An 11,589-nucleotide genomic window follows, 5' to 3' on the forward strand; every position below is an offset into this window, starting at 1 on the left:
CTGAAACTATGAGGACTCAATTCTTAAAGCTAAGAGACCCATTAAATAAACCAATGATATATAGTTCAATATATTTGAAAAAGATGGATACTCAGTTATATAGTAAAGAGAAGGTTAAACTCATAGGGGGAGAAGCAGAAATGGGAAACGCTTTTCGAGACATAAAATTTTCTGTCCTTGATTTGTCGCCAATTACAGAAGACAGTACGGCAGCAATTGCCTTTAAAAATAGTTTGGATTTAGCTCAGCATGCTGAGAAATGGGGATACAACCGTTATTGGCTAGCTGAACATCATAATATGCCTGGAATAGCCAGCAGTGCGACAAGCGTATTAATCGGCTATATTGCAGGGGGGACAAAAGCGATTCGCGTAGGTTCTGGTGGTATTATGCTTCCAAACCATGCTCCGTTAGTTATCGCAGAACAATTTGGTACGTTAGAATCAATGTATCCAGGCCGAATTGATTTGGGGTTGGGAAGGGCTCCGGGAAGTGACCAAATGACAGCATATGCACTTAGAAAAAGTGGAAAAAGGGATGGAAGCGATTTTCCAGACCAGTTAGAGGAACTAAAAAAATATTTTCAGCCAAATGAACTGTCTATGCTGCCAGTTCGTGCAATTCCTGGAGAAGGATTACATATACCACTTTGGCTGTTAGGTTCTAGTATTTTTAGTGCAAAATTAGCTGGAGAATCTGGATTGCCATTTGCTTTTGCTAGTCATTTTTCTCCAGATTTTACCTTGTCTGCACTGGAAATGTACCGGAATTCCTTCCGTCCATCAACGGAGTTGCAAGAGCCTTACGTGATGGTAGGAGCTAATGTGATTGTTGCGGAATCGGAAGCAAAAGCCCAATTTTTAGCAACATCTTCTCAACAGCAATTATTAAGTTTAATACGAGGAAAGCCAACACGCTTAAAGGAACCTGTTCACAATATGGATAATATTTGGAATTTTAACGAAAAAGCAGTTATTGAACAGAAGTTAAAAAATTCTATGGTTGGAACGCAAAAAACAGTTGAAAAAAAATTACAGCAATTTCTAGATGAAACGAAGGCAGACGAAATAATTGTTAATAGCCAAATTTTTAGTCATTCTGAGCGGTTAAACTCTTATCGACTGTTAAGTGAACTGGTCATTAACTAGTGATTTTTGTATTTTTTCCTATATTAACGTTAGGAAGGTATTTATTTTTTTAAATAAGAAAGCATAAAATTTCGAACCTAGTTTAGTATCTAGCTCCGACGTACAGGATGTACAAGTGCCGGCGTTGCCACAGGCTCGCAGGATGCGAGTCAATCGACGTTGCCAAAGGACGTGGCGTACTTAGTCGATTTTCCTCTGTGCGCATTTAGCCGGCCGGCGCCTAGCCCCTGTGAAAGATAACCTCTTGCCTCTAAAAGTAAAAAAACTTTTTGAGGCAAGAGAACACTTTTCTTCGGGGCTGAGCAATGAGCCTGCGTTTTTCTTATGAGGAGGTTGACGATTTGCTTAATAATGAAAAAGAAGTGCAAACGATATTAAAAAACATGGTACAGCATGCATACGAACAAATTAAAGAAGATGAAATATTATTATGTATGGAGTGCTGTGATGTGGATTTATTTGTTGCTAAAGATTCACATCCGGAATTAGAGGAAGCAATAAAAAAGAATTTCGAATTGGATGAATATGGTGACATTGTAGATCAACAAAGCTATACTGAATTAATGCGTAAACTAGACGATTTGTATGTGGATTTACATATAGAGTCAGGTAATTTTGATTATTTTCCGGCAGGTATTTATCAAGTTAATGGACAAGACAAGGAATCAGAAACGGATATATTAGCACCAAAAGGCGTGTTTTATGCGCCTTTTGAAGAAGCTGTAAAAAAAGAAAATGGCAAATAAGAAAAGCGGAAGCGACTTGTTCAGCCCTGAAGAAAAATGTTCATTTGACTCGGGAAAGTGCTTTTTATTTTTAGAGGCATGGGGTTATTTTTCCCAAGGGCTAGGCGCTGCAACTAGACACTCGTCTAACTTCAAAAATTTTATGCTTACTTTTAAAAAAGGGGAGAAGTGTTCTTTCCTTTTTATTGCCATTTCTGTTAAATATACAAACGTCTACTTTAAGTTTCTTTATTTTCAGTACCTACTGTCCACTTTAGTATGCCATCGTCTTTATCAAATTCTATAATAACATCTGAAACGCCTTTTTCTTCTAAGATTTGATCTTCAACACGGTGGCGGATCTTATCTGCTTGTTCTACTGTTAATTTACTGTCAATTTCAATGCTTAATTCTACATGGAAATTTTCTCCTTCTTTATAGACGGTTAAGTCTTGGATATCACGGACATCAGGATCTCTCATCGCGATGATGCCAATTTTCCCTTCCATTTCTGCATCACTTTCTCCAATTGCACCAGCTGCATTGTCTAAAAATACTCTGCCAACAACAATAAACATCATGATACCAATAATAATAGATGCGATTCCTTCCGCTTGATCAAACGGCGAAAATTCTGCAATAATAACAGCAATGATGGCAAGCAAGCCACCACCTGTTGCCACAACATCTTCTAAAAAGACTAACTTAGTTGCAGGTTTTGCTCTTTTTAAATAAAGAAAGCTGTGGGTAAACAGCTTCCAACCTCTAGTTGACAGTCCTTGTTCATGAACTATTTCTTTCATTGCCTTAAATAGCACGATCAATTCAAGACATACAGCTATCGTTAATACGATTAAATTTAACACGAATCCACTCGATTCTGTCGGATTGAATAGATGCTGAAAACCTTCCGTGATTGTTTCATAGGACATAATGCCGACGATCAGAACAGCACCTAAAAGAACTAAATTAACGAGTCTGCCGAAGCCGCCTGGAAACCTTTTAGTTGGTTGTTTTTTACTAAGTGCAGATCCAATAAAAACAAATAGCTGATTTGCAGCATCTCCCAAGGAATGCATGGTCTCAGCAAACATGGCTACATTCCCCGTCATCATATAAGCAGCTCCTTTAATGATGGCAATCAATGTATTGATTATTGCTGCTAACAGAGCAGATTTATTTCCATTGCGTAAAAGTAAAAAAAATTCCTTCATACATAAACCTCGTTCCTACATGATTCTTTATATTTTAGCAATAAAAAAATAATAATATCAATATAGAAAATATAAATTTTGTAAAAAAGAAATCCCATAGAGAAAATAATTTCTATGGGTTTGTTATTCATTTTAAGTTTTACTGTACTTCGAAGTAACAATCAGAGTTACAGTTTATGTATAATTTTATGTTTTAAAGTCTCGGAAGCAAGAAGTTGACAAATAAGACAAACTAATTTAGTACGATTACTATGCTAAATCACTTTTTGCAATGGCACTATTCCAATCAGGAAAATAATGAAGAGCATGTCTCATTAAATCAGGATGCGATTGCTTCACCTTTTTCTTCGTTAAATTTTCTCCACGTGATTGTAGTTGTTGAATAGCAATCATAACTTCTTCTGCAGTCATATTTACTTCCATTCTAATACCTCCTTCCTTATCTGTTTTCATTTTTTCCTGAAATAAAAAGTAATATACAAATACTTTTGAATTTTTTCTTAGTGTGATTATTCTAACGCTCTTTTCGTATAGATAGTTGTTATTTACCCCGCAGCCTGAATACACTTCGCTTTCCGCGGACGAGTGCCGAGCCTCCTCGTCGCTATGCTCCTGTGGGGTCTCGTCTTTCTCGCTTTTCTAAGCAGGAGTCTACGTGTATTCAGGCTGCTCCGTACTTCAGTCATGTTTATTATTTTATTCAAAACAACAAACTCTTAGAAAACAGCCTTTAATGAAATGTACTTTCATTGTAAGTCTGCAAATAAACGTTTAAAGCTTACAAATACCGAGGAAATGACCTAAATATTTCTCGGGAAAGCGCAGATTTAGACAGATTTTTCTCGGGAAAGTCGGAAATTGTCTTAATGGATGGAAAATAGTCGAATGAATAGGAAAAGTATAGTCTATGTTTAGTACGCAAGCAAAAAATTTTACGCATCCAAATTGATATGTAAACTTAAAAAAGCAGAATTAAAATAGGAAATATTTTAGGAGTGGTAATCTATAGGCTGACGTAAATCTGTATTCAGTGTGGATTAAATCTCTACATATTTTTATAGTAGATGTTTACACTAAAAACATAAAAGAAGGGAGTTTTATTGAATGAAAAAATCAAAGATTTTAAGTGTACTGCTTGTTAGCATTTTCGTTTTATCCGGCGTATTACCTGCATCTGCAAATAATGGTTTGCCTTCTTATGTGAAATGGGGGAAACTTGCGATGACAAAAACGAAAGAAAAATATCCTAATAGTGAAATAATTGACTATTTGCATATCGGCAAAGAACAAAAAAATAATACGTCAATTGAAAAATTTAAACTAATCGTAAAAAAAGAAAATAAGGAAATAGGTGTATTGGTCGATTTAACTTTTGATACAAGAACGGAACGGTTATTGTCAGTCAATATGACGGAAATTAAACCATAAAAGGATAGGTAAGAAAGTAAATAGAAGGTTAAAGGTATGAGAACATTTATAATAGGTTTAAATAAGACCGTCTTGTCTTCTTCACCCCGTTAATAAACTTCCACATTATAGTTATGAGCAGCAAAGTTGTTGGAAGTAGGAAAAGACGGTCTTTTTTATGGAAAAATTTATCCTTTCATAATAATATAATATTAAGAAAGGAATACTTTTCCTTTTTAGGTTATGTATGAGGTGATTGTTATGAAAATAGGAGAAATAACAAAGTTAGTCCGACATCCAGTTAAATCTTTTACAGGAGAAAGTATTTCTTCTGCAAATATAATGAGTTATGGAGTATACGGAGATAGAAGTCATGGGTTTATCGATAAGAATAACGACAATAAATATTTAACGATTACACAATATCCGAAAATGGTTACATATAATGCGAGATTTATTGGTGAGGATAATATGAACGAGTATCCACCGGTTGAGGTTACAAACGAAAAAGGTGAAAAATTTCAATGGGGAGATATACAGTTATTACAAGAGCTTGAAAAGAATACAGAAAAGGAACTTCAGACAAAACAGCATACGCCAGATTATGTGCCTTTTCCTGCGATTGAAGTAGACCATGTCCTGTTGATTACAGAGAATTCTCTTCGTTCATTAGAAGAAATATGGGGAGAAACGATTGATGAAAGAAGGTTTAGAGGCAATATTGTATTTACCATTCCGAATGATTCCCCTTATACAGAAGAAAAGCTTATTGGGCAAAAGTTGAAATTAGGAGATGAAGTTATTTTACAAGTAAACGGATTTTGCGAAAGATGTATGATTATCACCGTTGATCCCAAAACAGGTGAAAAACAGCCTTCCTTGTTAAAAAAAGTAGTAAAAGAACGGAATAATCATTTCGGCATTTATGCATCTATTATTAAGACGGGAAAAATTAACGTGGGAGATTCAATCGAAATCCAGCTATAAAAATTTTGGGCAACTAATTAACGATTTGGACGAAGTTTCAAAAAGTTTTTGAAAGTAAAGATGGGGTTTATCAGCAAGTATTGCTCCAAAGAATTTTTTTATTATTTTTTTAAAGTTTGTTCTGCATTTATGAAAATGGTGAATGTACTTAAATATGAATCTATAATTAATCTAAATCGTAACAATTAAATAGGGGGGAAGATCAGTGAGAATAGAGAGAAAGCAAACGGAAAAAAGCAAAATAGAGACGAATGATAGTTGGAACAGAACATTTTATGGTAGCCCAACAATTGGAGGATTTATCGTTTTTGGGGCGATTATTTTGTTCATCATATTTCACTAAACTGAATATGCAAAATTTCAGGCTGAATGAAAACGTTTGTCTATCGAGGAACGACCCTTTTTGTGGAGCGGCGGGCAACAGGATGTTGGTCAGAACGTTGTTGTCATAGGACATGACATACTTAGTCGTTCTTCCTCTCTTACCTGGTAATGAGCACCGCAAAAAAAAACGGGGAGTGACGAAGAGAGCGAACATTTTTGAGCAGCCTGAAAACCTCACCTGGTCCTTTTTAAGTAAGGTATACACCTTATCGTTTAGTAAAAAACACATAAACTGCATAAATACAATAACCCACTCCTCCCCCAATGGCATTTAAAATCGTATCGTTAATATCACAAACCCCGATATAAAATAGCAGCTGCAGCAACTCTATAAAACAAGATAATAAAAACGAGAGAATGATGGTCCGAACGAAGGATGCATTAAACAAAAGAGGAATAAAAAACCCCAATGGCATAAATGCGAGAATATTGCCAAATAAGTTATTCGTTAACATCGTTATTTGGAATGCATCAATCATACGCCATTCGTCCATTATTCCTTTAAATGGAATGAAATTATAAGTAAGTTGCCCATGTACAGACTGCCGGTAAGCAGAAAAAAATAATAAATACACTAATAGCAAAAGATACGTCAAAAATAATATCCATAAAATTGATTTTTTTAGCATTTATGATAACATCCAATCCAAAATTATTTCATCCAGTCTAAGCTAAAAGCCACTTGTCTTATCGTAGTTTATTTTTCTAAAAAAGGAAATAGAAAAGTGGAAATTATAAACATGTAATTATGGTCAATAGGTAAATATTTCTTGCAGCATATAATTTTTTTGTGATATAGTTACTTAGGTAACCAACGAAAGAAGACTTAGATATTTTTTTATTTTAATAGTTACCTAGATAACTAATTTGTTGTTTGAAAGGGAGTATATAAATGGAGGATTTGCATCGGTTGTTTCATAGTGTCCATCAGTTAGCTCGGGAACTTACAAAAGAGTTGAATGAGGCGCTGCAGCCATTTGAATTATATAGTTCGCAATGGTCTGTTCTTTATCTGTTAAAAAAGAAAGGTCCACTTACTCAAAAGGAATTGTCGGATTATTTGGCTGTAGAAGCGCCACCAATGACACGAACGATACAAAAGCTCGTCGCAGGAGGATATGTATTACAAGTAAAAGGGGAGGATAAACGAACAAAATATATTATCCTAACAGAAAAAGCGCTATTATTATATCCAAAGTGGGAAGAAGCTGTATTACAAAAAAATCAGCAATTGCTTGATAATTTTCCGCACCCTTCACCAGAGCTATTAACAAAGACAATAATCGAATGGACGAATCGGTTAAAAACTAGGGGGAAAATCTGATGAGAAAGGAAGCATTATGGACAAAAGGATTTATTAATATTTGCGTAAGCAATTTTTTTTTATTTTTAACTTTTTATTATTTGTTGGTATCAATGCCAGTCTATGCAATTGAAAAATTGCATGGACAGCAAAGTAATGCAGGATTAATCGTTACCGTTTTTTTAATTTCTGCTATTGCGGTTCGCCCTGTAGCTGGAAATGTTCTGCAAAAGTTTGGAAAGAAAAGTATATTAATTTTATCCCTGATCATATATTTTGTGGTGTCTTTATTTTACTTTTTTCCACATTCTATCAAAGGATTACTAATCGTTCGTGCCATCCATGGGATTGGCTTTGGAATGGCTACAACAGCGGCGGGAACGATCGTGGCGGATTTAATTCCAAATTCTAGAAGGGGAGAAGGGATGGGATACTTTTCAATGTCGATGAATATAGCAATGGTTATTGGTCCTTTTTTCGGATTGATGGCTGTACATTCTTGGAATATAAACAGCATGTTTTTATTGGCTAGTTTTTGTGCATTCCTATCTTTTATAATCGGATTTTTTATTCACGTACCGCATATAGAAAATAAATCAACCTCATACGTGAACAAAAAAGTATCCTTTCATTTGTCAAATATTTTAGAACCCGCAGCTGTTAAGATAAGCATCGTTGCAGGATTATTTGGGATGGTGTATTCGACGATTTTATCGTTTATTTCCGTTTTTGCAAAAGAAGAGGGGCTATCCTCTGTTTCAGGATATTTTTTCGTCATGTATGCCGTGATTATGCTGCTTGCCCGTCCGTTTGCAGGAAAATGGTTTGATCAATATGGTGCCAATATGATTATTTATCCATGCATTATTATTTTTTCGATAGGAATGTTTGTATTAAGCAATATGCATACGGCTACAGTATTTTTTATTGCAGCAGGATTAATTGGCCTTGGGTACGGAAGCTTATTTCCTAGTTTTCAAACGATTGCGGTTCAATCAGCGGAACCAGAACGAAGGGGACTGGCAACTGCTACTTTTTTATCGTTATTTGATACTGGTATTGGAATAGGCTCTTTTTTAGCTGGAGTCATTGGGGAAATAGTTGGATTTCGACATCTTTATTTATACAGCAGTATTTATATTCTTATCTGTTTGGCGGTGTACTATTTATTGCTGCGAAAAAAGGAGAAGTCATTATTTAGTAAGGGCTTAAAAAGTCCCTCCAATTAATTTTTAATTAAATAAAAACAGGGTGACTACCTGTTGTCACCCTGTTTTGCTTGAATAGTTATTTTGCTTTTTTCACAGTCTTGTTGTTTTTTTTGCTCGTATTTCCAGCTTTATCTGTTGCTGTAATCGAAAGTTTTGTACCGGCTTTTTGTTTTTTAATTTTTAAAGTAAAAGCACCTTTATTGTTACTAGTCCCACTTGCAACGACAGCTTTTCCATTTTTAATTGTTATTGTTGCGTTAGCTTCTGCTTTTCCAGTTATTTTTACTGATTGGTCATTAATAGAACCAGTGATGGAAGGAGCAGAAGGAGCCGTTTTATCCAGTACGGTTATATAAGTAGCTTTACTAGTATTTTTGGCATTATCTGTTGACGTAACAGCTAATTTTAAACCGGCGGTCTGTTTTTTAATAGAAATAGAATAGTTACCATCTATATTTGCTGTTCCTTTTCCAAGCGTTTTCCCATTAACTTGAACAGTGATAGTAGCAAATTCTTCAGTCTTACCCGTTACTTTTGTATCTTTATCAGATACCGTATTTACTAATGGAGCATTTGGGGCTATTTTATCTTTTTTAACTGTTAATCGAATATTAGCATTAGCTTCTGCACCATTTATCGTATTTTTAAAAGCAACGTTAATAATACTGTCTGTTTTTTGTGAAGGAATTTCTATTCTAAAGTTACCATTAGTGTCTGCTATACTTTTGTACACATTTTTTCCAATCGCAACAGAAACCTCTGTGCCACTAAGTGCAGTACCTTTAATTAGTTTAGAACTGTTATAGACAGCATTTATTTTTGCATGTAAATATATTGCACTTACTGCATGGTAGGCATCCAAACGTCCCCATCCAGAAACAAGGTCATATCCTGGTTCTAGCTTGACTGGTGGGATTTGTGGATCATTTGGAATCTCTTGGCCCATATCAACTGGAATATCTGAAATATCCGTTTGAGCAGGGAGAGTATTGTCTGTTTCAGTAAAGGCAATATTTTTTGCTGTTTCTGTTAACAGTTTTTCTACATCAGCAGGAGTAAGCCTTGGATCAATGGACAATAATAATCCAGCAACTGCAGATACATGGGGAGCTGCCATGGAAGTGCCGCTCATATAGGTTACATTGCCGTTTGGAACTAAGCTTGGAATATTGGTTCCTGGTGCTACTAAATCAAGTCCTTCTCCATAATTAGAATAATCGGAGACCAAATCCATATCATTGGATGCACCGACAGAAATCGCATATTTAGAAGAAGCTGGATAAGAAAGCATTCCTGAACCATCATTACCGCTTGCGGCAATAACAGTGACATTTTTGCTTCTTGCATATTGAAGCATATATTCCAATGTTCTGCTATATTGTCCGCCAAGGCTTAAGTTAATCACCTTTGCTCCTTTGTCGACAGCATATTTAATCCCTTTTGCAATTTGTTCCAAATCTCCAGCACCTGTTGCATCTAGTACTTTAACTGGAAGAATTTTTGCAGAACCATTAATTCCTGCAATAGAATAGTTGTTATCCATTGCAGCTGCAATTATCCCGCTTACGTGTGTACCATGTCCATTATCATCTGATGCATCCTGGTTGTTGGCAATGTAGTTCTTTCCAATGTCTGACCGAACATTTTCCTTTAAATCAGCGAGGCTGCCGTCAACACCTGTGTCCAAAACAGCGATTAAAGTTTCAGCTGGTTTATTTGCCTGAATTAATGGATTCAATGATTTAAATTGAATATCCACACCAAAAGTTCCTTCTGATTGGCCGGTATTGTTTAATGACCATTGGTAGTTATTGGAAACGTCCTTGGTTATTTGCAATGCTTTATATTGCTTTATAGGTTCGATAAATTCTACCTCTCTAGAATGTTGTAAGGATGTAATAACACTGCTTTTCTGTTTGGTTGAAAATGGATTAACGTCCTTTTTTAAATCCACTACATAGAGATTGTCAGCAATTTGATCTTCCGAACCTAAATCATCAAACGATTGAATATTTAATGATTTTGCTTGTCTTTTAAAACTTGCTAATGATATAGAAGGCTTCAGTTTTACAATATATTTATCATCATTAGATTTATTTGTAATTGCAGAAGTGGACGCACCTAATTTGGTGAAAACCGAAGAAACGGTTTTGTCTTCTAAACTAGCTATATTGACTTTAGCTTCTATTTTTTCAATTTGATCTTTGAGAACTGCTGGAACTGCATCAAGTGTATACTTATATAAATTATTAATGGCCACTACATCTGCATTTGTAAACGTATAAGTACTACTTGTTCCATTATTGATAAGTTCCTTATAAATAGGCTTCAGCTGTCGTAAATCATTTAAAATATTTTCACGCAGCGTTTTGTCCCATACCATTTTTGCACCTAAAAAAGGAGCTGCTTTGTAATAAAGAGAAGATAGTTCTTTGCCATTTTCCGTTTGAGACAGTAAGGTGTCGCGAATGGTGCGTAAATCATTTAAAATGCTTTGGCCATCTTTTTTATCAGTTGTACTTAGCTCTACAGGACATTCTTCCGTTGTTTCGGTTGATGGAGCTAATACAACACCTGCTGTTTCTAGCGTATAAGAAGTGTTAATTGCTTCTTTTCCATTTTCATCCGTATGTATTGCTTGATTCGCACTTGGTTCTTCAGTTACTTCTTCATTAGGGTAGTATTCTACTTTAATATAATAAGTATCGTTCCATGCTAGTGGAAAGTTGATTACTGCAGGAGTTTTATCATAGCTGTAGCGGTTATATTGATCAAATGTTGATCCAGATTCGGCATTTTCCAAGCTAGAATATACCGATATATTCATTTCCAAATGTGACCTTAATGTCAATTGTAAATGGGTAAAATTCTCAAAATCTGTGTTGGTAGGTGTTATCTTATACCAATGTGTATTTTCCCCATCAGCAAATCGTTCATTTATCGATTGCCCATTCATTAGTTCTGCTTTTGTTTGAATCGTATTACTTGCTGCAGACGCTTTCATCATTGTCATGTTACTAACTATGAATGCAATAGTTAATAATACAACAGCAAATGCTCTCATTCTTTTGCTTTTCATATTTTGCCTCCTAATTTTAGTAGAATATAAATCTATTAAAACATAATTTTTCAATAAGTGTTAATATTTACATAGTTTGTATGGGAAATTATTCCTTTTGTCCTTGTTTATTAAACTAACAATAGGTAGGA

At 35.0% G+C, this 11,589-nt stretch carries 11 protein-coding genes; 7 read left to right on the forward strand and 4 right to left on the reverse strand.

Annotated features, from left to right (window positions below; genetic code table 11):
* Window positions 1–140: 140 nt before the first annotated feature.
* Window positions 141–1,148, forward strand: coding sequence for an LLM class flavin-dependent oxidoreductase (locus ACTXGU_RS00745; RefSeq protein WP_443479576.1), 1,008 nt, complete (start codon window positions 141–143; stop codon window positions 1,146–1,148).
* 341 nt (window positions 1,149–1,489) lie between these two features.
* On the forward strand, window positions 1,490–1,894 hold the full coding sequence (locus ACTXGU_RS00750) for a hypothetical protein (RefSeq protein ID WP_443479577.1): 405 nt from the start codon (window positions 1,490–1,492) through the stop codon (window positions 1,892–1,894).
* Between the two features lie 218 nt (window positions 1,895–2,112).
* Here ACTXGU_RS00750 and ACTXGU_RS00755 read toward each other — a convergent pair whose 3' ends face one another.
* Together ACTXGU_RS00755 and ACTXGU_RS00760 are read right to left on the reverse strand one after the other, a co-directional pair.
* Entirely contained in the window at window positions 2,113–3,087 is a 975-nt protein-coding gene (locus ACTXGU_RS00755) for a cation diffusion facilitator family transporter (protein WP_443479578.1), read from the reverse strand.
* 249 nt (window positions 3,088–3,336) lie between these two features.
* Window positions 3,337–3,510 carry a hypothetical protein gene (locus ACTXGU_RS00760; protein ID WP_443479579.1) on the reverse strand — a complete coding sequence of 58 codons (174 nt, stop codon included), beginning with the start codon at window positions 3,508–3,510 and terminating at the stop codon, window positions 3,337–3,339.
* A gap of 681 nt (window positions 3,511–4,191) precedes the next feature.
* Between ACTXGU_RS00760 and ACTXGU_RS00765 the strand changes: the two genes are divergently transcribed.
* From ACTXGU_RS00765 to ACTXGU_RS00775, 3 genes are all read left to right on the forward strand, one after another.
* Window positions 4,192–4,515 (forward strand): DUF3889 domain-containing protein, encoded by a 324-nt coding sequence (locus tag ACTXGU_RS00765; protein ID WP_443479580.1) that lies wholly within the window; start codon window positions 4,192–4,194, stop codon window positions 4,513–4,515.
* Between the two features lie 240 nt (window positions 4,516–4,755).
* On the forward strand, window positions 4,756–5,481 hold the full coding sequence (locus tag ACTXGU_RS00770) for an MOSC domain-containing protein (protein WP_443479581.1): 726 nt from the start codon (window positions 4,756–4,758) through the stop codon (window positions 5,479–5,481).
* Window positions 5,482–5,686: 205 nt separating this feature from the next.
* On the forward strand, window positions 5,687–5,824 hold the full coding sequence (locus tag ACTXGU_RS00775; protein ID WP_443479582.1) for a hypothetical protein: 138 nt from the start codon (window positions 5,687–5,689) through the stop codon (window positions 5,822–5,824).
* Between the two features lie 247 nt (window positions 5,825–6,071).
* On the opposite strand, the gene ACTXGU_RS00780 is transcribed toward ACTXGU_RS00775, so the two are convergent.
* Window positions 6,072–6,494: a VanZ family protein gene (locus tag ACTXGU_RS00780; protein ID WP_443479583.1), complete on the reverse strand. Its 423-nt coding sequence runs from the start codon at window positions 6,492–6,494 to the stop codon at window positions 6,072–6,074.
* Between the two features lie 263 nt (window positions 6,495–6,757).
* On the opposite strand from ACTXGU_RS00780, the gene ACTXGU_RS00785 reads away from it, so the two are divergent.
* Both ACTXGU_RS00785 and ACTXGU_RS00790 read left to right on the forward strand, forming a co-directional pair.
* A complete protein-coding gene (locus ACTXGU_RS00785; protein ID WP_443479584.1) occupies window positions 6,758–7,189 on the forward strand; it encodes a MarR family winged helix-turn-helix transcriptional regulator in 432 nt (143 codons plus the stop codon).
* On the forward strand, window positions 7,189–8,397 hold the full coding sequence (locus tag ACTXGU_RS00790) for an MFS transporter (protein ID WP_443479585.1): 1,209 nt from the start codon (window positions 7,189–7,191) through the stop codon (window positions 8,395–8,397). Before ACTXGU_RS00785 ends, ACTXGU_RS00790 begins: the two co-directional genes overlap by 1 nt.
* A 58-nt stretch (window positions 8,398–8,455) precedes the next feature.
* On the opposite strand, the gene ACTXGU_RS00795 is transcribed toward ACTXGU_RS00790, so the two are convergent.
* Window positions 8,456–11,458, reverse strand: a complete 3,003-nt coding sequence (locus ACTXGU_RS00795; RefSeq protein WP_443479586.1) for a S8 family serine peptidase — start codon at window positions 11,456–11,458, stop codon at window positions 8,456–8,458.
* Between the last annotated feature and the right edge of the window lie 131 nt (window positions 11,459–11,589).

The sequence above is a fragment of the Niallia sp. 01092 genome (assembly GCF_052318935.1).
Classification (GTDB): Bacteria; Bacillota; Bacilli; order Bacillales; family Cytobacillaceae; genus Niallia.

Bases quoted from the DNA above. Each gene is read 5' to 3' on its own strand.
- ACTXGU_RS00770 (WP_443479581.1), top strand. From the start codon at position 4,756: ATGAAAATAGGAGAAATAACAAAGTTAGTCCGACATCCAGTTAAATCT.
- ACTXGU_RS00785 (WP_443479584.1), top strand. From the start codon at position 6,758: ATGGAGGATTTGCATCGGTTGTTTCATAGTGTCCATCAGTTAGCTCGG.
- ACTXGU_RS00765 (WP_443479580.1), top strand. From the start codon at position 4,192: ATGAAAAAATCAAAGATTTTAAGTGTACTGCTTGTTAGCATTTTCGTT.
- ACTXGU_RS00745 (WP_443479576.1), top strand. From the start codon at position 141: ATGGGAAACGCTTTTCGAGACATAAAATTTTCTGTCCTTGATTTGTCG.
- ACTXGU_RS00790 (WP_443479585.1), top strand. From the start codon at position 7,189: ATGAGAAAGGAAGCATTATGGACAAAAGGATTTATTAATATTTGCGTA.
- ACTXGU_RS00780 (WP_443479583.1), bottom strand. From the start codon at position 6,494: ATGCTAAAAAAATCAATTTTATGGATATTATTTTTGACGTATCTTTTG.
- ACTXGU_RS00795 (WP_443479586.1), bottom strand. From the start codon at position 11,458: ATGAAAAGCAAAAGAATGAGAGCATTTGCTGTTGTATTATTAACTATT.
- ACTXGU_RS00760 (WP_443479579.1), bottom strand. From the start codon at position 3,510: ATGGAAGTAAATATGACTGCAGAAGAAGTTATGATTGCTATTCAACAA.
- ACTXGU_RS00755 (WP_443479578.1), bottom strand. From the start codon at position 3,087: ATGAAGGAATTTTTTTTACTTTTACGCAATGGAAATAAATCTGCTCTG.